This window comes from Ignavibacteriota bacterium (assembly GCA_016218045.1).
Lineage (GTDB): Bacteria > Bacteroidota > Ignavibacteria > SZUA-365 > SZUA-365 > JACRFB01.
Map to the genome: position 1 here is coordinate 14,752 of JACRFB010000006.1, position 22,347 is coordinate 37,098.

Here is a 22,347-nt window from a genome sequence, read left to right on the forward strand (position 1 = left end):
GAATTCTGAATTCTGGATTCTGAATTCGGAAATATACTCCGTCATCCTATGGCACAAAACACCGACCTCAACCCACTCCTAGATCCTAGTTCCTAGTTCCTGACTCCTAGCCCCGTCAGGGGAGGAAGCAGTTCCGGTCGCGAGGCCCGCGCGCGAAGGAGATACGCCTCGAGCCAGCCGCGCGAGGCGGCGGGGGACGTGGTGGCGCGGATGATGGATGCGTGGTCGAGACTGTTGATCCGGTCGGCCGCGGCCCGCGCGGCGTCGATGTTGATGCGTATGGCCGTCTCGACGGGCATACGCTCGGGATTGATGTCGATACCGAACCACCCGGAGTAGCTGTGCATTTTCAGGGTGTAGAGCAAGGCCTCGAATAATTCCGGATGAACCACTCCGATATTGAGGTCCTGGTCGTAATTGCCCGCGGGCTGGCTGTTGACGTGCAGATGCGCGAGGCGTCCTTCGGAGAGCGGCCAACTGTAGGCGTACGGCAGGTCCTCGTATCCCATCAGGACATGTCCGATCTCGGGATTCATGCAGCAGAGGTGATGGCCTTCCGCGAGCAGGGCGAGATTCGTTCCGTCGCGCAGCAGCGACTCGACCTGATGGCACAGCAGCATTCCCTCGGCAGTGGTCCCGAACAGGATGCGTCCGCGCGGCTCGTAGGGTTTGGGTTCGAAAGCCACACGCACGCCGGGCACGGCATCCATCGCCTCGGCGAGACCTTCCACAAAGCGCGCGCGCATCGACGCGAAGTCGATGCCGAAGGGATTTTCGTAGCCGTCGATACCGGGCCAGACCACGGCGAAATCCGTGTCCAATTCCCTGTTGAGGCGCAACGTCGCGATGGTCCTGTCGATGGCGGCGCGCCGGGGGATCGGATCGGGATTCGAGAGTGATCCCCATTCGAACTGCGCGTCGTGGAACAACAGGGGCACGACGGTGACGATGCGTATGCCTGTCTCGCGGGAGAAGGTTTTCCAAAGATCGAGATTCTCCTCGTTGATCTCGTTGGGATAATGCGCCTCCATGCCGCCGAGCCCGTACGGGGCGAGTGACGCCGCGACGTCGAGCCGCTCCACGATGCTCCTCTCGCGGCCGTACCGCGCATGGAAACGTCCGCCTCCCGGCGCGAAATACCAGATGCCCGCCGAAAACTTCGGGACGAGGGTAAAGGACTGCAGGTGCCGGACGAGTTCGTCGGGATCGCGGTGTGTCGCCTGGGGACGCAGATCTGCTAGGGGCATGGGACGTGTGTCGTGGAAGTGTGTGAGTAAATGAAGGTACAGAATAGTACCTTGGAGGAAAAGAACCGCCGGCAACGGCACGGAGAATACCATGCACCAACATCTCCTCGACGACGTTGCGCGCACCGCGGCCCTTCTCGATGCGCGCGGCTGGGCAGAGAGCAGCGCGGGCAACATCTCGGTCATGTACGACGGCCCTGCCCCGGGTATCGCCATGCCCGACGGACTGGTCCATCTGGGCCAACCGCTCGTGGAGCTGGCAGGACGGCACATGCTCATCACCGGCAGCGGCACACGCATGCGCGACACCGCGGCCGATCCGGCCTCCTGCCTCGCCGTCATGCATATCGCGGCCGACGGAACAACAGCGGCGCAATACTGCGCGGTCGAGGGCCAGCACAGTCGTCCGCCATCGTCGGAGTTCCACACGCACGCTGCGGTACACGCGTTCCTTGCGCGGAATGGCAGGGACGAGTCCTGCATCGTCCATACTCATGCCACAGAGATCGCCGCGATCACGCATCACGAGGATTTCCTGAACGAGGATGCGCTCAATCACCTCGTCTGGAGTATGCAGCCTGAAGCCGCGCTGTTCATCCCCGAGGGTCTGGGTCTTGTGCCCTACATGATTTCCGGCACGGCCACTATCGGCGAGGCAACGGTGGAGGCACTCGCCGCGCGCAGCGTCGTGGTCTGGGAGAAACACGGGATCCTTGCCGTGGGCCGCACCTGCGAGGCCGCCTTCGATCTCATCGATGTGGTTGCCAAATCGATACGCATCTACCTGCTCTGCAAGAGTGCCGGCTTTGTGCCCGAAGGTCTGTCGAAGGCCGATATCGACGCGCTGCGCAAACGCGCCGCCGGATGACGGCTGGAATCCGCCGATACACACCAACACAACGACCGTGTGATGCACTCATCTGCTGATGCGTTCAACTCCCGTTTCCCCTTTCCTCACACTTGCATGCGTGTCGTCATGTCTCGCACACTCGTGATGTTCCTGCTTCTGTCCGCTTCCGCGCTGGCCCAGGTGCCTGCGGAGTACGCCGAGAAACCGCTCACGCGATGGTGGTGGTTCGCATCGGTCATCGATACCGGCGCTGTGGCCGCGCAGCTCGACTGGCTGAAGTCGAACGGCTTCGGCGGTGTCGAGATCGCCTGGGTCTATCCCCTGCGCGGCGATTCCGCCGCGCAACGAGACGGCTGGCTCTCACCCGAATGGTCGCGCAAAGTCGCCTCTGCAAAGCGCCATGCAGCGTCGCTCGGACTGCAATGCGACTTCACATACGGCACGCTCTGGCCCTTCGGCGACAGCCGCGTGCCGCCCGGGGACGCGACCACATTCTACGGCGACACAACCACGCGTGGATCAATGCGGCTGACCTGGGAACATCCTCAACGCGGCCGTGTTGTGAACCACCTCGACAGGAACGCGTTTCTGCGTTACTCCGCTCGGATCGGCACCGCGCTCGCACCCGCGCTTGCCGGCGACCCCTCGGCGCTGTTCTGCGATTCGTGGGAAGTGGAGACGCGCAAGCTGTGGACGCGCGGACTAGAAAATGACGTGCTGTCGCGCGTCGGGTATGATATACGGCCGTACATGGATTCGCTGCTCGTTCCCCGAAACGCGGGCATTTTCTACGACTACATGTCGGTGTTGTCGTCGCGTGTGGTGCAGAATTTTTATGCAACCTTCACAGCCGAGGCACGCGCGCGCGGCGCGTTCTCCCGCGCACAGTGCGGCGGCGCACCGGCGGACCTGCTCGACGCATTCGCCTTTGTCGACGTGCCCGAATCCGAAGCCGTCCTCTTCGATCCGCCCTTCTCGCGTATCCCCGCCTCGGCCGCGGCACTGTACGGCAAACCGGTCGTCACCGCCGAGAGTTTCACATGTGCATACGGATGGAAACGATGGCCGGGACCGGGTCCGCATCAGGGCGAAGAACGCGTGGCCGATCTGAAACTGATCGCCGACGCGCTGTTCGCCAACGGCGTCAACGGAATCATCTGGCACGGTATGCCGTTTAATCCGCCCGACCGCAACGAGCTGTTCTACGCGTCGGTGCATGTCGGGCCCCACTCCCCCATGGCGCCGCGCTTCGCGGACTTCAACGGCTACCTCGCCACCGTGTCGGCGGCGATGCGGCGCGGACGCACATACACCGACGCCGCAGTGTATCTCCCGACCGAGGACGCGTGGATGGACGGCGAGTATCCCGACTCGCTGAAGCTGCCCTGGGCCTGGGGCGCGTACGAGATGCGCACCGCGCGCGTGCCCGCGCCGCTCGCGGGCAGAAATCCGATCTGGATCAACGGGTCCGCTCTCGCGGATGCGTCCGTGCAGGACGGTGTCATCGTGTTCCGCGAGTGCCGTTTCCAGTTCCTCTACGTCGATGCGCGGTACGTCTCGCCACGCGCGCTGCTCGCCATGATCGCACTCGCGGAACAGGGCGCGCGCATCGTGCTCGTGCGTGAACCGCGCTGTCCGGGCCGCGTGCCGGATCCCTCCTACCCGGCCCTGCTCAAGCGCCTGCGTGCCTTCCGCACCGTGGCGCGCACGCTCGATGCGCTGCATTGCGCTCCCGCGCTAGTCGAGGGCGACGATATTCCGGAATACTGGGCCCGAATATCCGATACCGGGACCACGATCTTTTTTGCCCACCCCGCCTCGAGACAGGTGAAACATCCGGTGCCGTACGGCTGGGGCGATTCGTGTCCGCCGGCGGAGCGGCGCCTGCGCCTGCAGGCGTACGGCGCCCGGCATGACGTCGTGCTGCGTTTCGATCCCGCACAGTCGGTGCTTCTCACCATCGGACGGGACGGAACGCTGCGCTACGAGGACGTGGTTTTCCGCCCCTGAAGCGCCGCGCGATGTGTTCAGCGCGGAGTTTTCACACGCACGCTGTCCTGCGACGGCGCCGTGTCTTCCGCTTCGATGACCGACGGCGACTGCGCCGCCGGCGTGGAACCTTTCATAAGCGCATGAAGCGCCGCGGCCCGCTGCGCGTCGATCTGGGCCAGTTCGGTGTGGATGCGCGCCACCTCCTCGGTCTGCCCCGTCTTGAGCAGGACTTCGCCCAGCGTCGAGAGCACACGGCCATCCTTCGGCAGCGCGCGTTGCGCCGTGCGCAGCGGCGGCACCGCCTCGTCGTAGCGCTGCAGATCGCGCAGTGTCGCACCCAGCAGCAGGGCCGGTTCCACGAAGGTGGAATCGAGCCGCAGGGCCGAGCGCAACGGATCGACCGCCTCGGCCTTGCGGCCCGCAAGCGCGAGCGCAAGTCCCAGATTCGATTGCACCGATGCATCGTCCGGCGCGGCGGCCGCGGCGCTCTGCAGCGGTTCAATGGCATCGAGCGGACGCGAGGCCCGGATACGCAGCACGCCCAGATTCTTCAACGCCTTGAGGTGACGCGGATCCTGACGCAGCACCGCGAGGAATGTTTCCTCCGCCTCCTTCGATTTTCCGGACAGATCCTGGGCGACGCCGAGAGAAAAACGGAGCGTGGTGTTGTCCTTTGCATGGACCAGCGCCGCCTTCAGCACGGCGATCGCGGCTGGATATTCCTTGCGCCGCATGCGGAGATCGGCCAGCGACTGCGCGGCCTTCACATTGTCGGGTTTCAGCGCGAGCGCGCGCTCGTAGGCGCCGGCGGCGCGTTCCGCGTCGCCCACACGCTCGAAGCACAAGGCGGCGTTGACCAGCGCCGACACACCTCCGGACGGCAGTGCCTCGGCCGCCAGAAATGCCTCGGCCGCATCCTTCCACTGCTCGAGCGCAAAGAGAGATTCGCCGAGTTTGAGCGAGGCCTCGGGGAAAGGCGTGCGCACACGTATCCCGCCACGAAATGCATCGGCGGCATCCGCGTGTTTGCCCTGCGCGGCAAGCGCGACTCCGAGGTTGTACCATGCGGCCGCGGTGCCGCCCTTGACGGCGACGGCTTTGCGGAAGGCCTCCGCCGCGCCCGCCGGATTCCCTTTCGCCGTGTGCGCCTTGCCCGCGAGGTACCAGAGTTCCGCTTCGTCGGATTTGAGAGCGGTGCCGCGCGCGGCAAGAGCGAGCACGTCATCATAGCGTTTCGCCCGGTCGTAGAGCGAGGCGAGATTCACCATCGCGTCGACATAGTCGCCGCGCACGGTGATCGCCTTTTCATAGGCGCGCATCGCCTCGTCGGGACGTTTGGCGTTATCGGCCGCGATGCCGAGCGAGTACCAGATGCGCGCGTCGTCCGGACGGAGCGCTGCCACGGCCTTCAGCGGTCCGAGCGCCTCCTCGTACCGCTTCGTCTGCACATACGACACACCCAGATTCAACAGTGCCTCGGGGTACGACGGCCGCGCGGCTATCGCCGCCTTGTAACTCGCGATTTCTTCATCCGTTTTTTTCAGTTTTCCGTACGCGAGGCCCAGCGTGTATTGGATCTCTGCGGCATCCGTCGCAAGGGGCACGGCCTTGCGCAGCGACATCACCGCCTCGGAATATTTTGCCGCCTTGAAATAGGCCTTGCCCAGATTGAAGTGCCCTTTCGACTCCGAGGGACGCAAAGCCGTGATCTCGCTGAAGGCGCGGATCGCATCGTCGTAGCGGTTCTCCTGCATCGCGGTCACGCCCTTGTCGTACAGCTCCGCGACCTGGGCCTGATCCGGCTGCGCAACCGCCGTCACCGTGCAGAGCATCAGCACGCACACCGTTGCAACAGCCACCGACCACCCATCACAACACAGCACTTTCATTCACACTTTCACTTTGATGGTACACACTTCTTTCTACCTCTTCCCTCATCCAACGTCTCCCTTCCCTCTTCTCTCTTCATGCTTCACACCTGGCAGCACGTCTAGCGCTCCTCCGACTCAACCTTTAACTCGGGAGGATTCGTGTTGGTCAGCACCACCGTGTACCGGTAATCGTTTTTTGTTCCGAAGGTCACAGTCGGCGCGGTGTTTTCGCCCTGCACGGATGCCGTGGCGGTGAAGGTGGTTTCACTCACGTCCTGATACGCGGTGGAGGTGTTCGGCGCCACATCGTTGATGTTGATTGTGTTCCCCGCCGCGGGTTTCAACTGAACGTTCGTCTTTTTCGAATAATCGTTCCGGACGCGCAGCGACGGAGCTTCCTCAGAACAACCCTGGGCGAGCAAAAGCACGGCACACAGCGCCATTGATGCAAAAATCCGTTTCATGTGTCCTCCTGGCAGGGTGGTTGGTGGCAGAATGGTGTGCGCCGCACGGCATGTTCCGATGCGGCGCGCAGGGATAAATACGCCAATACACAGCAAATATGAAAGCCCCAAAGCCGCCGCACATGGAAATAACTTCCGAAGCCGCGCCGTCGGACCCGCCGCCATGGCATTGGAATTGCCCGCGCATCGGAGTATTTTTGATGTTTCAACCAATTTTTGGATGTGCAGTGAGTCTTACGTACAAGGTTGCAGGAGTTGACATCGATGCGGGCGAGGAGACGGTGCGCCGCATTGCCAAGGCCGTAAAGGGCACACACTCGCCCCTCGTGTTGAACGACATCGGCGCCTTCGGCGCCTTGTTTGATGCGGGCTTCAAGGATTACGAGCAGCCCGTGCTGGTGTCGAGCGTCGACGGCGTGGGCACCAAGCTCAAGATCGCCTCGATGTGCGGGAAACACGACACTGTGGGCCAGGATCTTGTCAATCACTGCGTGAACGACATCCTCACCACGGGCGCGCGGCCTCTGTTTTTTCTGGATTATTTCGCGACAGGCCGCCTCGATCCAAATGTGGCGGAGCAGGTGATCCTCGGCTTCGTGAAGGCCTGCACCGAAAACGGCTGCGCCCTGATCGGCGGCGAGACGGCCGAGATGCCCGGCATGTACGCGCCCGACGAATACGACATCGCCGGCACCATCGTCGGGATTGTGGAGAAATCACGCATACTGAACAAGACCCACGTGTGTGACGGTGATGTGCTGATCGGACTCCCCTCGACGGGCCTGCACACCAACGGCTATTCACTGGCGCGTGCCGTGCTGCTGCCGCATTTTGACGTCACGGCACATATCGATGAATTGGGCGGCACGCTGGGCGAGGCCCTGCTGGCTGTGCACCGGTCCTATCTTCACGCGATACTGCCGCTGCTGCCCGGCGGCGGCGTACACGCGCTCTCGCACATCACGGGCGGCGGCATCATCGGAAATACGCGCCGCGTGCTTCCCGAAGGACTCGCCCTCGACATCCGCTGGGACGCATGGACACGCCCTCCCCTTTTCTCTTTGATGCAGAAGCTCGGGGATGTTCCCGAAGAAGACATGCGTAGAACCTTCAATCTCGGAATCGGCATGATTGTCATCGCCGATCCTGCACATGTTGACGACATACTGCGCGCGCTCGCGCCCGAGCATCCCGTCGTCATGGGTTCCGTAACCCGCTCCTGATCGGCATTGTCATCTTCATAGGGCGGACGTTCCCACGTCCGTCGCCGCACGGCGGGCACCAAGCCGCCGCCCGCGGTGTTTGTCTCCTGAAACGCCCCTTTCATACACCGGTGACGTCCATGCAGCGTTTTCGTTTCCTCGTTCTGTTTCTCCTTGCCGCCGTTTCTGTTGCACCGCGCCTCACAGCAGCGGGTAATCCCGGTTCCGCGGATCCGAAAGAACGCCTTGCCGCGCTGCGCGGGGGCGAATGGGCACAGGGTATAGTCGTCGTCAAATACGCGCCGGCAGCGCGGGCATATCTGTCAAAATCCTCCGCGGCACTTCCTGCAGCGAGCGCTGCGTTTCTGCGCTACGGCGTACACGAGACGGTACAGATGTATCCCTCGCACAGGCAGTCGTTTGCGCCTGACGGACGTGAACTTGGTCTCGATCGCATGTACCGGGTCAGCTATTCGTCGACGGCGGATCCCATCGAGGTCGCGCGCGCCTTGAGCGAGATTCCGGGCATCGAATACGCCGAACCCGAGCGCATCCACCGCCTTGCGTATGTGCCCGACGACGCGATGCTCTCGTCGCAGTACGCGCTCGATCTTATGGACATCAAACGCGCATGGGACATCACCAAGGGTTCGCGCTCCGTCGTCATCGGCGTGGTCGACAGCGGCGTATTGTGGACGCACGAGGACCTTCGCGAGAACGTCTACATCAATCCAGGCGAAGACACCAACGGCGACGGGAAATACACCACCGCCGACAACAACAGCAAGGACGACGACAACAACGGATATGTCGACGATGTGATCGGCATCGATTTTGCGGGCAAGGACGGCAACGGCGGCGGCGCCTACTACGACAACAATCCATCGCCCACCGCCACGGGAAACCCACACGGCACACATGTCGCGGGCATCATGGCGGCCATCGGCAACAATGCCAAGGGTGTCGCGGGAGTCGCCTTCCAGTGCCGCTACCTGCCCGTCAAATGCGGCACCGATAACGCGGGCGACCGCATCCTGCGAGGGTACGACGGCATCATGTACGCCGCCGACATGGGCGCTACCGTCATCAACTGCAGTTGGGGCGGCGAGGGCGGTTACCTGCAGAGTGAAATCGATCGCATCGAATACGCGCTCGGCAAGGGCGCCGTGGTGGTTGCCGCAGCGGGCAATAACGGACGCGACGGCATCTTTACGCCGGCCGCCTACCCGAATCTCCTGAGTGTCGCCAGCGTGGGGTCCGGCGACCGTGTAAGCAGCTTCTCGAACTACTCCACGTGGGTCGACGTCTCCGCACCGGGCGACAACATCATGAGCACGCTCAGCAGCACCACATCGGCCTACGGAGGCATGTCGGGCACCTCGATGGCGAGTCCGAACGCCGCCGGCGTTGTGGCGCTCGTCGCGAGTCACAGACCCGAATTACGCGGACGCGCCCTGCTCGAGCAGGTGCGTGTCACGTCCGACAACATCGACGCGGGCAACAACGCCCGTTACACACGCAAGATCGGCTACGGACGCGTCAACGCCTACAGCGCCCTCACCAAATCGCTCCCCTCCGTGCGCATGACCTGGTCGCAGATCAGCGACACCGCGCGCGGCAACGGTAATGCCGTGTTCGACCGCGGCGAGGTGCTCGAGGTCGCGATGCGATGGAAGAATTTCCTCTCCACCACAAAAAACGCGACGGTGACACTCACAACAAAGAGCCCGCACGTCACGATACTGAACGGGACCTTCCAGCTCGGCGCGCTCGCGGCCGGAGAGGAGACGGGCAACACCGCCTCGCCCTTTATCATTCAGCTCGCGGATGTCGAGGCCTATAACGAACAGATCGACCTCTTCTTCACCATCACCGACGACGGTTACGACGACTACGGCGGCATCTCCTTCATCTGGCAGCCCACGTATCGCGACCACACCGTGAACGACGTCACCACCACAATATCCAACGACGGCAACATCGGCTTCGACGATTTCTCGGGTGTGCGCGGGAAGGGCTTCATCTATCGCGGCAACGGTGTGAACGTGCTGTTCGAAGGCGGCCTGATGATCGGCGCCAAGGTGGCGGGTATTCCGATGGTGGTTGATGTCGTGCGGAATGAAAGCGGCAGCGTGCAGTGCGCGGACTTCATCGGCGCCTCACCCGTGGACATGCGCACCCCGGGCGCGCGCGCGGCGCAGGAAGGTGAAACAGAATTCACCGACGACAACGCGCCGCTCGGCAACAAGATCGGACTCCGCGTGCGTCTGCATTCCTACGAGTTCACCGATACGGAACTCGCGAACGCGGTCATTCTCCGCTACACGATACACAACACCTCGCAGGACGTACTCGAGGACCTGCACGCGGGCCTGTACTTCGACTGGGACATCGGTCCCAGCGCGTCGAGCGACATATCGGACTTCGACACCACCACACTCACGGGCTACGCGTACGACATCAACAAACAGGTGCCGACCATGATCGGCACCACGGTGCTGACGCGCGAGAAGCCGACGCATTTCATGACCATCGCCAACCCGGATCCCGACACCGATCCACCCGTGTTCGGCATACACAACGGTTACACGAAGGACGAAAAGTGGCGCTCGATCAGTTCGGGCATCTGGCACACGCGCAGCGTGTTCACGGATATTTCGCAGGTCATCGCCAACGGCCCGTACACGCTGCGGCCGGGCGATTCGGCCGTGCTGGCCTTTGCGCTCACCGCCGGACTCAAGGTTGCCGATGTTCTCGCGACCACACCAAAAGTCCTTGACAAGTGGCGCGAAATCATCTCCGTGACAAGCGTGTCCGATCCCGACTTCGCCATACGCGGCCTGCGTATTCTCTCGATCGCGCCGCATCCGCTGCGTGCCGACGATGGTGCCGGACTCATGCTGTCGTACTCGCTCGATACCGAAGGCAGCGTGGACGTGGCGGTGTTTGATGCACTCGGCCGCGTCGCCGCGCGTTTCCCTGCCGTGGACCGGGTCGCGGGCCTGCACACGGAACGCCTCCCGCTGCGCGGCCTGGCTGCCGGCAGCTACCTCGTGCGTGTTTCGACGCAGCGTGCCGCGGCGTCGGCAAAACTTATCGTGCGGTAGAGACTCCCAGCGCCGCCAGCGCTGCCTCGGCCTTCCCGGCGAGCTGCTGCGGCGAGACATCGTGCCAGGCGCGGATCAATTCCGCGCCGGTGCGTCGCAACACGGGATCCCAATGGATGCGCGGTCTTGCGAAGGTTTCGCATATCGCGCGCCGCAGTTCCGGATGCTCGATCGGAGTGCACGTATTCAGAAACGACGCGAGGGCGCCGTGGTTTCCGTACATCACGGCCGAACGCAGCGCGAGCGTGATCGCCGCGTACACGTTAGTATTGCTGATCGCCTCGAAGGTCGGGGGCAGCAGCGCAAGCGCCTCCGCGGTATAATCGGCATGCAGCGACATAAGTCGTGCCGCGACGACAAGCGGCAGCAGCTTGCGCCATGCCGCCGGCTCGGCGGCGATTGTCCGCAGTTCCGCCGCGTCCACGGGAAAATCGCGCACGTACCGCTCGAGGAACACGTGGATGATGCAGTTGCGCGCGTCCACCCAGTCCACACTCGAATCGAGCATGGGCACGAGCTGTGCTGCCACCTGCGGCTGTTCGTCGGTGTACGCGCCGAGCACCATACAGGCGATCTTACGCAGATGGAGCACGCCGTACTGGAATCCCCGCGCCATGCCGAATTCATTGGCCGACGGAATCGCGACGTAGTGCAGCGGCGCGACATCCCACAGCCACGAACAGAAATCGAGTCCATTCGGCGGCAGTCCTGCAAAACCCTGCCGCAACCCCCGCGCGATGCGCTTGGCGAGATCGTTCACCTGTAAACGGCCGTCCTGCAGCGCGGGAGGATCCTCGAGCTGCACGATGATGTCCACCAACGCCGTCTCGAAATCGCCACCGATGATGCGCTGGCTGTTCAGCACATTGCGCCCGAAAATCTCGCGCGCGAGACCTTCGTCGATGTGGGCGACTGTGAGACGATCGTGCATGTGCTGGAGGCGGAAGCTGGGGTGAGGAGAGAGGTCGGAAACCGTGGATCAACGGATCAAGGTTTGCTGCGTACGCGGGTGCGTGACGGAGACACGGCCCTCGTCGCGCGGACGTCCGCCGGACCGCCGGTCAGTTCTCCAGGTACTGTTTCGCGTCGAGAGCGGACGGCGTCCATTTCGAAAGGAAGGTCAACACCTTCTCGGGCGAATGCCCCTTGCCGTCCTCGAGAAAACCGGAATCCTGCGTGTGCAGACGGGTGCCGCGCGCATCGAGCACCACGAGCACAGGGAATCCGAACCGCTGCGGATACCCGAGCCGCTCCAGCGTCGCCAGATTTTTGTTCTCCTTGCTGTAATTGACGCGGATAAAGACGTAATTATCCCGAATCGCGCGCGCGATCGTGTCGTTCGAGGCGAAGAGTTTTTCGAGGCGGATGCACCACGGACACCAGTTCCCGCCCACCTGCACGAGCACGTGTTTCCCCTGCTGTCCGGCTTCGTGGAGGGCGTTGTCGAGTGCCGCCGCGGCATCCGCGGAGGGGTCGTAGATGCGCGCGTCGGTCGCGTGCGGCTGCGCCGCGCACACCGCCGCGGCGAGAAGAAACAGGATGACGATTCTGGTCATGGTGTATGGATCTCTGCTGCGCTAGGTCGGTGATGTCTTGTGATCGGGTGCAAGATACTCCTTTTGGGAGAAAAAAAAGGACGATTATCACGACCGGATCAACGTGCACTGTGACATGTCGGAATTGGACCGAGGAATGAGTGGACACAACGAAAAGGGCCGATCGTCGCCGACCGGCCCTCTGGTGATCCGTGTTGTAAGACCGGATGGATACGCCCGGTCAGGCCTTGATCTGTTTCACCCTGCCGGCCATGCGCGCGTCGATTTCAAGCACATGCGGCGCGGTGGCGGGGGTCGCGATCACCTGATCGGAGTAAGGTATGAACTGTGCCTTCCCGTCGGGGGTGACAAAACCGCCGTCGAGCCGGCCGGAGAACCCGGAACAGGCCTCGAAGGCCGCAAGCTCGCGGAAGGCGTCGGGGATCAGACCGATGCCGTCGCGACCGGCAATGATGGACGCGAGGCGCGCGATGATGTCCGCCGAACGCAGACCGTTGACGGGCTCGCCGATCGGATTGATCTGCTGCCGCATGCCGCACCAGTTGGTGAGGTGGCCGTCGGTTTCGAGATACGTCGACAGCGGAAGGAACACGTCCGCGTTCTGTGCTGTCTCAGTGAGGAAGAGATCTGCGACAACGAGGAATTCGAGATTGCGGATGAAGCCGCCGAACTGCTCGGTCACCGCCGGATTCTCTCCGAGTACGAAGGCGGCGCGCACACGATCCTCGCGGATCTTCCGGGCCAGGCTGTGTCCGCCGAACAGGGCGTGTGTGTCGACGCCCCACAGTTCCGCGACCTTCGACGAGGCCGCCGCGTTCGCGGGCAGCGCCCCGCCGGGCAGCAGCTTCGGATCGAATCCCGCTGCAAGCATGCCGGTGTGGTTGCACTGGCTGCTCATCAACGCGAGACCACTACCGGGCACGCCGATCTTCCCGAGTGCGAGCAGCAGCGTGGCCAGCGCGCGGAGGTCGTTGGTCGCGCGGTCGATGCGGCTGTCGAGATTATACCAGGCCACGACGCGCTTCGTCGGATCGGCGAGCAGTGACGCGATGTCGCGGATCGTATGCTCGGCCACACCCGTGATGGAACTGACGTCCTCGAGATCCACGGCATCGAGATGCTGCAGCAGCCGGTCGAAATGATCGGTGCGATTCGCGATGAACTCGCGGTTGATGGCGCCGCGGCGGATCAGTTCCGACAGAACTCCGTCGAGAAGCACCGTGGCCGTGCCGCGACGCGGATCGGCCCACACTGTCGCGTGCGGCACAAGATCGATACGCGCGGAATTAATCACGATGGCCTGTGCGCCGTGACGCATGCGCCGCTTCATCTGCCAGCCCAGCACGGGGTTCTCGGCGGTCGGATTCCCGCCGAGGAAAAGATACACGTCGGCGTTCTGCACGTCGTCGACGCCCACAGTCGACACAGTGGCGCCGAGCATGTCGTCGAGTGCGTGGTAATCGGCCTCGTTCACGAGATGATGGAACGAGGCGATGTTGTTCGTGCCCACGTACGCGCGCGCGAATTTCCCGGCCAGGTACAGTTCCTCATCGGTGAGTTTCGGCGACGCCGACACGAGGATGGTGTCGCTGCCGTGATCCTCGATCGCCTTCTTCATGCCGCGTTCCACGGCGGCAAAGGCCTCGTCCCACGACACGTCCACCAGCTCGCCGCCCTTGCGCACCATCGGGCGCGTCTGCCGCGTTCCGTCGAGGTAATGCTGATACCCGAAACGGCCGCGCACACACAGCTCGCCGCGGTTCGGCTCGGCATCGGGAGCGGCGCCGGTCACAAAAAAGATGTCGGGCGTCTTCACGCGCAACGTCACGTTGCAGCCGACGGAGCAGTAGTTGCAGACGTTGAACACGGCGTCCATCTTCCATGGACCCGACCGCTTGTACGGCATCTTGTCGACCAGCGCGCCGGTCGGGCACACGTCGATGCAGTTGCCGCAGGCCACGCAGTTCGTTTCGTGCAGCGCTTTGTCAAGTGCCGGTTTGATGATGGTGCGGAATCCGCGGTTCACAAAACCGAGCGCCGACACGTTCAGGATTTCAGAACAGGTCCCGACACAGCGTCCGCAGCGGATGCACTTGTTGGAATCGATGCGGATGAAGGGATGGCGGTTGTCGACCTTGTAGCGGTTGAACTCGCCAACAAAGCGCGTCTGATCCACGCCGTATTCGGTGCAGTAATCCTGCAACTGGCAGGCGAGGCCCACGTCACACCCGCACTCGGCGCAGCGCAACGCCTCCTCGATGGCGGTGCGGTCGTCGTACGCCATCTCCACTTCGTTGAAGTCCTTCACACGCAATTCCACGGGACGTTCGGGCGCGTGATGCTGATGCGACCGCTCGATGGGCGGAAGATCCTTCTCGGTCAGCTTGTGGAAGTTGTCACGTTTGCTTTCGAAGCGCTGCGTAAGCGGATGCACCTCGCCGCGCTCGATGAAGGCGATGATCGCGTCCGCGGCCTTCTTGCCTGCGGCAATCGCGTCGATCGCGTCGGCGGGCCCGGTCACCACGTCGCCGCCCGAAAACACGCCCGGACGCGCGGTGTCGAAGGTACCTTCCTTCGCGACGATCGTTTTCCACTTTGTCACCTTCAACTGCTCGTCGCCCGTCACGCCCGTGAGATCGGGCTCCTGGCCGATGGCCGAAATCACCCAGTCGCACTGCAGCGTGTATTCGGAATTCGGCACTTCGACCGGACGGCGGCGGCCGCTCGCGTCGGGCTCTCCGAGTTCCATGCGGATGCACTGCATCGAGACGAGCCGGTCGTTCTCCGCATTCACCCGCATGGGCGCCGCGAGGAATTCCATGCGTACGCCTTCGTGCTCCGCCGCCTCGATCTCGACCATGTTGGCCGGCATCTCGTTCCGCGTGCGACGATACAGCAGCACCACTTCATCGGCGCCCAGGCGCAGCGACGTGCGCGCGGCATCGATGGCCGTGTTGCCGCCGCCCACAACCACGACGCGTCCGCGTACGGGCGGATTCGTTTTCAACTGCACCTGCTGCAGGAATTCGACGCCGCTCAACACACCCGCTACGTCTTCGTTTTCGACCTGCATCGGCTTGCCCACCTGGGCGCCAAGACCGACAAAGACCGACTTGAAACCGCGCGTGAACAGATCGTCGATGCTGAAATCGCGTCCGAGCTTGGTGCCGAGATGTACGTCGACGCCGAGGTTCGTGATCCAGTTGATCTCCTTGTCGAGCACTTCCTTCGGCAGACGGTATTCGGGAATACCGTAACGCAACATGCCGCCGAGTTCCGGCAACGCCTCGTAAATGGTCGGTTCGTATCCCTCGAGCACGAGGTAATACGCCGCCGTGAGTCCCGCCGGACCGCCGCCGACGATGGCCACCTGTTTGCCGTTCTTCGGCTTCACTTCGGGCGTCCACATGCCCGTGGCCATGTCGAGATCGGAGGCGTACCGCTTCAGGAAGTCGATACCCACGGGTTCGTCGAGGAGATTGCGGCGGCAGTTGAGTTCGCATTTGCGTGTGCAGACGCGGCCGCAGACGGAGGGAAGCGGATTCTTCTCCTTGATCAGTTCCACCGCCTCGGTGAACTTGCCCATCGATATCAGGGACATGTAGCCCTGGATGTCGATGTCGGCCGGACAATTCAGACGGCATGGTCCGAAACAGTCCGCGTAATGATCCGAGAGCAGCAGTTCGAGGCAGGTCTTGCGCGCGGCGCGCACCTTGTCCGACCGCGTCTGTATCACCATGCCCTCCGCCACGCGTGTCGAACACGCGGGGAAGAGGCGCGAGGCCCCCTGCACTTCCACGACGCAGAGGAAACACGAGCCGAAGGGTGGAAGTTTGTCGTCGTAACAGAGGGTCGGGATCGTGTCGAGACCCTGCTCCCTGCAGACGGTAAGGATGGTTTTATCGGGGGAAGCGGTGACAGTCTGTCCGTTGATCGTCAGAGTTACCATGGCGCACCTCAGTCCTTAACCACCGCATCGAAGCGGCAGACAGTGAAGCATTTTCCGCATTGAATGCATTTCTCCTGCTCGATCACGTGCAGGACCTTCTTCGCGCCGGTGATGGCCTCGGTCGGGCACGCGCGTGCGCACACCTGGCAGCCGGTGCACAGTTCGTTGATCGTGAATGTGAGCAGCGGCGGACACACATGCGCGGGACATTTTTTGTCCACGATATGCGCGATGTATTCGTCCTTGAAATACTTCAGGGTCGTTACCACTGGATTCGGCGCGGTCTGCCCGAGGCCGCAGAGCGAGGCCGCCTTGATCTGTCCGCTCAGTTCCTCGAGATTGTCGAGATCGGCCAGTGTGCCCTCGCCCGCGGTGATGCGCTCGAGAATTTCGAGCATGCGTTTGGTGCCGATGCGGCAGAACGTGCACTTGCCGCAGGACTCCGCCTGCGTGAACGTGAGGAAGAACTTGGCGACATCCACCATACACGTCGTCTCGTCCATCACGATAAGACCGCCGGACCCCATAATGGCGCCGGTGCGGTTGATCTGCTGATAGTCGATCGGCAGGTCGCACATTTCGGCGGGGATACAGCCGCCCGAAGGTCCGCCCATCTGTACGGCTTTGAACTTCTTGTCGTCGGCGATGCCGCCGCATACGTCGAAGATGATCGAGTTGATGGTGATGCCCATCGGCACCTCGACGAGGCCTGTGCGCCGCACTTTGCCCGCCATGGCGAATACCTTGGTGCCCTTCGAATCGGCCGTGCCGTAGGCGGCAAATGCGGCGCCTCCGTTGAGGATGATCCAGGGGATGTTCCCGAAGGTCTCGACGTTGTTGATGTTTGTGGGCTTGCCCCAGAGGCCGGCTTCCGCGGGGAACGGCGGCCGGAAACGCGGCATGCCGCGGCGTCCTTCGATCGACGCCATGAGGGCCGTCTCCTCGCCGCACACGAAGGCGCCCGCGCCTTCCTTGATTTTGATCGCGAAATTGAATCCGCTCCCGAGGATGTTCTCGCCGAGCAGCCCGCGTTTCTTGCACTGCGTGATGGCCTGTCGCAGGCGCGCCACGGCCTTCGGATACTCGGCGCGGCAGTAGATGTATGCCTCGTCGGCGCCGATTGCGTAGCCCGCGATCATCATGCCCTCGATCACCGCGTGCGGATCACTCTCGAGCACCGAGCGGTCCATAAACGCGCCCGGATCGCCTTCGTCGGCGTTGCAGATGATGTACTTCTTATCGCCCTTCGCCTGGCGTGCAAGCTTCCATTTGGTGCCGGTCGGGAAGCCGCCGCCGCCGCGCCCGCGCAGTCCGGACGCGAGAACTTCATTGATGACGTCCTCGGGTGTCATGGTGGTGAGGGCCTTTTCAATGGCCTTGTAGCCGCCCGATGCGACGTACTCTTCGTACGATTCCGGATCGATCACGCCGCAGTTGCGGAGCACGATGCGCACCTGATTCTCGAAGAAGCCCGGCTCGCGCCCCTCGCCGATGACGATCCATTCGTCGATGGCCGCTCCGCCGAGTATGTCCTCTTCCACGATACGTCCCACCTTTTCGGGACTGACGTCGCCGTAGGTGTGCGACACGCCGTCGCCGTTCGAGATCTCGACCAGCGGCTCGCGGTAACACATGCCGATGCAGCCCGTCTCCTTGAGCACGAAGCTGCCGGGTCGTTCGCGCAACTCGTCCTGGAAGGCCTTGTACGTTTTTTCGCCGCCCGCGGAAATGCCGCAGGTACCGAGTCCTATGGTTACAGTTTTCATGGTCTCCTCACTCCGCTGCCGCGTCGGCGGTGGCGCGCGCCTGCCGCTTCGCGTCTTTCATGGCTTTCCGGGTCTTCTGCGCGTTGAGGCGTCCGAATGTCTCGCCGTTGATGGTGATCACCGGCGCGAGCGAGCAGCAGCCGATGCACGCCACCGAGAGCAGCGAGAACTGGCCGTCGTCGGTTGTCTCGTCGTACGTGATTGCGAGCTCGTCCGCGATTTCGGAATACACCGCCTTGGCGCCGTTGACGTGGCAGGCGGTGCCGTTGCAGATCTTCACGACATTCCTGCCCAGCGGCCGCGTGCGGAACTGGGCGTAGAAGGTCACGACGCCATAGATCTCGGCAGCCGGGATGGCCGTGACGTGGCTGATGTAGTCGATCGCCTTTTCGGAGACGTAGCCGTATGTGTCCTGTGCCGACTGCAGCAGCGGGATGAGTGCGCCCGCGTGCCCGTCGTACTTCCACAGCTCGACGTTGAACGGCTTGAAGTCGAGGGTGTGCTGTTCTTCCATGAGAACCCTGCCGGTCTAGAGGGTGGTGAGATTGATGACCCAATCGTGTTTGTATCGCAGAATGCCGCTCATGCCGCGCACCGAGACGTCGATGAACGAGAGTACGCTCTCGAAGGTCTCGCCTTTCAGGAGCGCGATCAGATCACACTCGCCGGAGGTGGGGGCGCAGAAAACGACATGTTCGTCCTGTTTTAACGCGGTCCGCACCTCGTCACGCAGCTCGGGATCCGTGTCGAGATACAGATACGCGTGGCGCAGCGCGTGGTCGCGCGGTGCCCCGTCCTCGTCGTCGGTCTCGATGTCGTAGCGGTGCAGCTCGGCGACACCCGGGAGATCGGCGACGGCGCGCGGGAGTTCGGCTCCGGCAAGACGCACTTTCAAAACGAGGTGCGCCGCGCCTTCGACGGCGTCCCAGCGGGTGACGGACTCCGAGGCGGAAAGCGCCTCGACCGCGGGCAGGAGGGATTCAGGATCGGAGAAGCGCGTCACAACATACGCGGTGGAAGTCATGCGAAGCTCCTGGTCGATGAAGGGAAGGAAGCCGGAACGACATAGCCGCCCCGCTTCTCGAAATGCTCGAGGAGGGAAATGGGAAGAACGGTCTCGGAAGGAAAAAATAAGGGATGCAAATGTGCGGCTGGATGGGAGGTGCGTGACGAGGGTGACATGTGATGCACGATAGGACGTACACCGGACCTATGTCATGGAACGTACCAAAAATAACTCGCAGGGAACCGCAGGAAAACGCAGGGCAATAATGCGGAATCGGACAATATGGAACAAATCACTATCGAAAATGAGAAAATCGGACACCGTTTAACCGGAATGAAAAAAATGTGGAAGGTGGAAAGTGGAAAGTGAAAGGTGGAAGGTGGAAAGTGGAAAGTGGAAGGTGGAAGGTGGAAATTGAAAGGTGGAAAGTGAAAGGTGGAAAGTGGAAGGTGGAAAGTGGAAAGTGGAAAGTGGAAAGGGTCCTGAGCTGGACAGCCTTTCCACTTTGCTACCTTGCTACTTTGCTACCTGCAACGTGTCACGTGAAACGTGTAACGTGTAACATGAAACGTGTAACGTGTACCGTCACCTACCCTAGTCGTTCCACATCGAAAACATCGGATCCCACGGACCCAGCTCCACCGCCTTTTGAGAGAAGATGGCGGCGACATCCTTCGGCAGATATTTTTTGTGGATGATGACGGCGTAGTTGTACTCTTCGAACCAGGAGTTGTACATCGTGAAGAGACCGGCGTTCCCCGCCTTCGCACCCCAACTGTTTTCCACGAGCCATTTCTCGGGCTTGCCGTCCACCACGTCGACGCCGATGATTACCATCGCGTGCGACGGAACACCCTCTTGATACAGCACACGCGTCTTTTTGTCCATGCGCATGTCCACGCCGTACAGCGACTCGTAGTCGTACAACCCGAGTTTCATCACGCCGAGCTTCGAGTCGGATTCGCGGCCAACGTCGCAACCGAACCAGACGGGATCGTTGCCGAGCACCGATTTCAACGTGAGGTCACGCATCACATCCATGGGTACGTTGGCAAACGTCATGTTCGGCGCGTCCACCAGGTTCCGGTCGTAGCGGATCTGATACAACGCGTTGAAGGGATGCGCGGGGTAGCTGTACAGACACACGTATTCGTCGAGCTTCATGCCCACGTGCGCCGCGTAAAACTCCTTCGGCGTCCACGTCTTGCGCGGTGACACGGTGCCGTCGGCGTTTTCATAGCGCCATTCGAAGGATGCGGGAGGCACGCCGAGGTGCATCGCCAGCATGCGGTACACGTTTTTCAGCATGCCGATTTTCTCGGTGCGCAACGCCTGTTCGTCCCTGCCGGGCGTGCGCAATTGCGACGCGCACTTGCGCAGGTACTGCGAGATCGTGCCGTTCATTGCCCCGGTGTTGCCGCTCGATTCCGTCTCGGGCATCACATCGGCGGGCACGGCCCCGTACTTGTCGATGAGCGCGAGCACCATGTTCCACTGCCCTCCGTCGGGGAAGGGATTCTTGAGCAGCCACTCCACGTCGCGATCGTCCACCGGACGCGCACGCGTCGCGATGATCGATTCGAGAAAGAGGTTCGCCTTCTCGAGTTTGTCGTAGAAAAAGAGGAAGTTCTGCGAAAACTCGAAGCCCCTTTTCTTCAGCGAGGTCATCGCGACGGGCCGCATGATGTTGAGACCCGCATACAGCCAGCAGCGGCCGCTGCTCTTCTGATCCGTGACGCCGTCGGTCTTGATCCGATGTGAAAAATACGCGTCGGAGGATGTCGACACTGCCCGGTCGAGCGCGAGGGAACGAATCCCGTTCGCGGCCAGGGCGTTGGTCACGGCCTTGTTCGGCGTATATGATTCGCGCAGTCCGCGCAGTATATCAGACGTGAGCGCGCCTGTCTGCGCGTACATGCCGGACGATAATACTAGGAAAACGAGGAGTGTGGCTGAAGGAAGAAACGAACGGCGCATGACGTACTCCGATGTTGGACTCAATAGCGCGGCAATGTAGCACGGCGGATGCACGCCCCACAAACAGCGAGGCGCGGCCGCGGCGCGGTCGTTCCGGTGTTTATCGCGTGATGGTCACCGCGCGGCGGAGAATCTCGCCGTTGCTGCGCACCTCGGCCTGATACAGGCCCGCGGGCAGGGCGGGCAGCCGCAGGGCGCGCCCTCTCTGACCGGTTGCGGAAAACACGCGGTGGCCGATCATCGAGTACAGGGCGAATTCCATATGCCCGCTTCCTTCGACCACGAGGTGATCGGAAGCCGGATGCGGGTACACACCAAACACGCTGGGCGGCGCTGGTTTGTCCACCGCCGTGCTCCGACGGTTATGCCGCGAGAAAAATTCCCACAACACGTCGGCCATCACGATGGGATGATTCCTGCCGTTCGGGTAGTTGTGATCGAGCCCCGCCTCGATAACCACGATGAACTCCGTGGGTGCGGCGCCGGGCTGCGGCGTGGCGAAACGCCGCGAATACGTGAGCGGTGTGACAAAGGGCGTGGAGACGGTGTCGAGTCCCTGGCACGCGATGTAGCGCCGCACCGCGCGGCCCAGAATGGTGATGCCGGTATCGTTCATCGGGAGCGACCGCCCAGCGGCCTCGACGATGTTCCGATCGTCCGCCCCCATCGAGAACAGTATGCCCACGGGATACGGCGCACGCGCGGAATCGAGGTGATTCATGGCGCCGCCCGCCGGTCCGACCGCCGCAAAAATGTCACCCGCATCCACCGCAAGTTTCGAGACAAAGACGCCGCCGTTCGAAAAGCCGGATGCGTAGATGCGCGTACGGTCGATAGGCAGTGTCGCGACGATGGTGTCGATCATGATGCGGACAAACCGCACGTCGTCCTTCATCGTCTGATCCGCGACGAGTTTCTCGAGCGACTCGCCGCAATTCCACTTCGTGACGCGCGCGATCTGTGTGCCGACGGTGTCGTCGTAAAAACGGTAGGCCAGCGACGACGGAAATACTGTCACAAAATTCTCGGCGGCGCCCTTCTCCTTCCAGCCGGAAATGTTGTAGAATTTTTCGCCGTCGCCGGTCGTGCCGTGAAACATCACCACGATGGGCCAGCCGCCCGGCGGAGGAGTCGATGATGGTATCGAGACGATAAAGTCGCGCGGAATCGAATCGACAACAATCTGCACATCGCGCCGCGTCTGTGCGGCTGCGATCGACGTCGCGATCATCAGCAGGAGTACCGTGTATTTCATGATGTGCACCTTTGTTCTGGTGTGGGCGGAATTGCGGCTGAAACAGGCGTTCCACGCCGTGTAGAAACGGCGGCGCTGTGTGGCGTCGTAATACGGATATATGCT

General features: G+C 62.3%; 15 protein-coding genes. 4 read left to right on the top strand and 11 right to left on the bottom strand.

What is annotated here, in order from left to right; genetic code table 11:
- Positions 1-92 precede the first annotated feature (92 nt).
- Positions 93-1,247: a TIM barrel protein gene (locus tag HY962_01860; protein MBI5645650.1), complete on the bottom strand. Its 1,155-nt coding sequence runs from the start codon at positions 1,245-1,247 to the stop codon at positions 93-95.
- A gap of 91 nt (positions 1,248-1,338) precedes the next feature.
- Here HY962_01860 and rhaD point away from each other — a divergent pair, with 91 nt between their 5' ends.
- Both rhaD and HY962_01870 read left to right on the top strand, forming a co-directional pair.
- A complete protein-coding gene (rhaD, locus tag HY962_01865) occupies positions 1,339-2,115 on the top strand; it encodes a rhamnulose-1-phosphate aldolase (GenBank protein ID MBI5645651.1) in 777 nt (258 codons plus the stop codon).
- Between the two features lie 108 nt (positions 2,116-2,223).
- Complete coding sequence (locus tag HY962_01870) at positions 2,224-4,107, top strand: hypothetical protein (GenBank protein ID MBI5645652.1); 1,884 nt, start codon at positions 2,224-2,226, stop codon at positions 4,105-4,107.
- A gap of 17 nt (positions 4,108-4,124) precedes the next feature.
- Here the strand turns inward: HY962_01870 and HY962_01875 are convergent, their stop codons facing one another.
- Together HY962_01875 and HY962_01880 are read right to left on the bottom strand one after the other, a co-directional pair.
- Positions 4,125-5,978, bottom strand: a complete 1,854-nt coding sequence (locus tag HY962_01875) for a tetratricopeptide repeat protein (protein ID MBI5645653.1) — start codon at positions 5,976-5,978, stop codon at positions 4,125-4,127.
- A gap of 101 nt (positions 5,979-6,079) precedes the next feature.
- Positions 6,080-6,424: a hypothetical protein gene (locus HY962_01880; protein MBI5645654.1), complete on the bottom strand. Its 345-nt coding sequence runs from the start codon at positions 6,422-6,424 to the stop codon at positions 6,080-6,082.
- A gap of 200 nt (positions 6,425-6,624) precedes the next feature.
- Between HY962_01880 and HY962_01885 the strand changes: the two genes are divergently transcribed.
- Both HY962_01885 and HY962_01890 read left to right on the top strand, forming a co-directional pair.
- Entirely contained in the window at positions 6,625-7,647 is a 1,023-nt protein-coding gene (locus tag HY962_01885; protein MBI5645655.1) for a phosphoribosylformylglycinamidine cyclo-ligase, read from the top strand.
- 119 nt (positions 7,648-7,766) lie between these two features.
- Positions 7,767-10,733 carry a S8 family serine peptidase gene (locus tag HY962_01890; GenBank protein MBI5645656.1) on the top strand — a complete coding sequence of 989 codons (2,967 nt, stop codon included), beginning with the start codon at positions 7,767-7,769 and terminating at the stop codon, positions 10,731-10,733.
- On the opposite strand, the gene HY962_01895 is transcribed toward HY962_01890, so the two are convergent.
- From HY962_01895 to HY962_01930, 8 genes are all read right to left on the bottom strand, one after another.
- On the bottom strand, positions 10,720-11,664 hold the full coding sequence (locus HY962_01895) for a hypothetical protein (protein ID MBI5645657.1): 945 nt from the start codon (positions 11,662-11,664) through the stop codon (positions 10,720-10,722). The two genes, HY962_01890 and HY962_01895, sit on opposite strands and share 14 nt — an antisense overlap.
- Before the next feature lie 130 nt (positions 11,665-11,794).
- Complete coding sequence (locus tag HY962_01900) at positions 11,795-12,289, bottom strand: thioredoxin family protein (protein MBI5645658.1); 495 nt, start codon at positions 12,287-12,289, stop codon at positions 11,795-11,797.
- Between the two features lie 220 nt (positions 12,290-12,509).
- Positions 12,510-16,238, bottom strand: a complete 3,729-nt coding sequence (locus HY962_01905; GenBank protein ID MBI5645659.1) for a molybdopterin-dependent oxidoreductase — start codon at positions 16,236-16,238, stop codon at positions 12,510-12,512.
- Between the two features lie 8 nt (positions 16,239-16,246).
- Entirely contained in the window at positions 16,247-18,004 is a 1,758-nt protein-coding gene (locus HY962_01910; GenBank protein ID MBI5645660.1) for an NADH-quinone oxidoreductase subunit NuoF, read from the bottom strand.
- A 7-nt stretch (positions 18,005-18,011) separates the two neighbouring features.
- Positions 18,012-18,518 (bottom strand): NADH-quinone oxidoreductase subunit NuoE, encoded by a 507-nt coding sequence (nuoE, locus tag HY962_01915; protein MBI5645661.1) that lies wholly within the window; start codon positions 18,516-18,518, stop codon positions 18,012-18,014.
- A gap of 15 nt (positions 18,519-18,533) precedes the next feature.
- Positions 18,534-19,028, bottom strand: coding sequence for a hypothetical protein (locus HY962_01920; GenBank protein ID MBI5645662.1), 495 nt, complete (start codon positions 19,026-19,028; stop codon positions 18,534-18,536).
- 576 nt (positions 19,029-19,604) lie between these two features.
- Positions 19,605-20,987, bottom strand: a complete 1,383-nt coding sequence (locus HY962_01925) for a C1 family peptidase (protein ID MBI5645663.1) — start codon at positions 20,985-20,987, stop codon at positions 19,605-19,607.
- A 100-nt stretch (positions 20,988-21,087) separates the two neighbouring features.
- Complete coding sequence (locus tag HY962_01930) at positions 21,088-22,242, bottom strand: hypothetical protein (protein ID MBI5645664.1); 1,155 nt, start codon at positions 22,240-22,242, stop codon at positions 21,088-21,090.
- Positions 22,243-22,347 lie beyond the last annotated feature (105 nt).

Bases quoted from the DNA above. Each gene is read 5' to 3' on its own strand.
- HY962_01870 (MBI5645652.1), top strand. From the start codon at position 2,224: ATGTCTCGCACACTCGTGATGTTCCTGCTTCTGTCCGCTTCCGCGCTG.
- HY962_01910 (MBI5645660.1), bottom strand. From the start codon at position 18,004: ATGAAAACTGTAACCATAGGACTCGGTACCTGCGGCATTTCCGCGGGC.
- HY962_01930 (MBI5645664.1), bottom strand. From the start codon at position 22,242: ATGAAATACACGGTACTCCTGCTGATGATCGCGACGTCGATCGCAGCC.
- HY962_01920 (MBI5645662.1), bottom strand. From the start codon at position 19,028: ATGACTTCCACCGCGTATGTTGTGACGCGCTTCTCCGATCCTGAATCC.
- HY962_01860 (MBI5645650.1), bottom strand. From the start codon at position 1,247: ATGCCCCTAGCAGATCTGCGTCCCCAGGCGACACACCGCGATCCCGAC.
- rhaD (MBI5645651.1), top strand. From the start codon at position 1,339: ATGCACCAACATCTCCTCGACGACGTTGCGCGCACCGCGGCCCTTCTC.
- HY962_01890 (MBI5645656.1), top strand. From the start codon at position 7,767: ATGCAGCGTTTTCGTTTCCTCGTTCTGTTTCTCCTTGCCGCCGTTTCT.
- HY962_01895 (MBI5645657.1), bottom strand. From the start codon at position 11,664: ATGCACGATCGTCTCACAGTCGCCCACATCGACGAAGGTCTCGCGCGC.
- HY962_01880 (MBI5645654.1), bottom strand. From the start codon at position 6,424: ATGAAACGGATTTTTGCATCAATGGCGCTGTGTGCCGTGCTTTTGCTC.
- HY962_01925 (MBI5645663.1), bottom strand. From the start codon at position 20,987: ATGCGCCGTTCGTTTCTTCCTTCAGCCACACTCCTCGTTTTCCTAGTA.
- HY962_01875 (MBI5645653.1), bottom strand. From the start codon at position 5,978: ATGAAAGTGCTGTGTTGTGATGGGTGGTCGGTGGCTGTTGCAACGGTG.
- HY962_01885 (MBI5645655.1), top strand. From the start codon at position 6,625: ATGTTTCAACCAATTTTTGGATGTGCAGTGAGTCTTACGTACAAGGTT.
- nuoE (MBI5645661.1), bottom strand. From the start codon at position 18,518: ATGGAAGAACAGCACACCCTCGACTTCAAGCCGTTCAACGTCGAGCTG.
- HY962_01905 (MBI5645659.1), bottom strand. From the start codon at position 16,238: ATGGTAACTCTGACGATCAACGGACAGACTGTCACCGCTTCCCCCGAT.
- HY962_01900 (MBI5645658.1), bottom strand. From the start codon at position 12,289: ATGACCAGAATCGTCATCCTGTTTCTTCTCGCCGCGGCGGTGTGCGCG.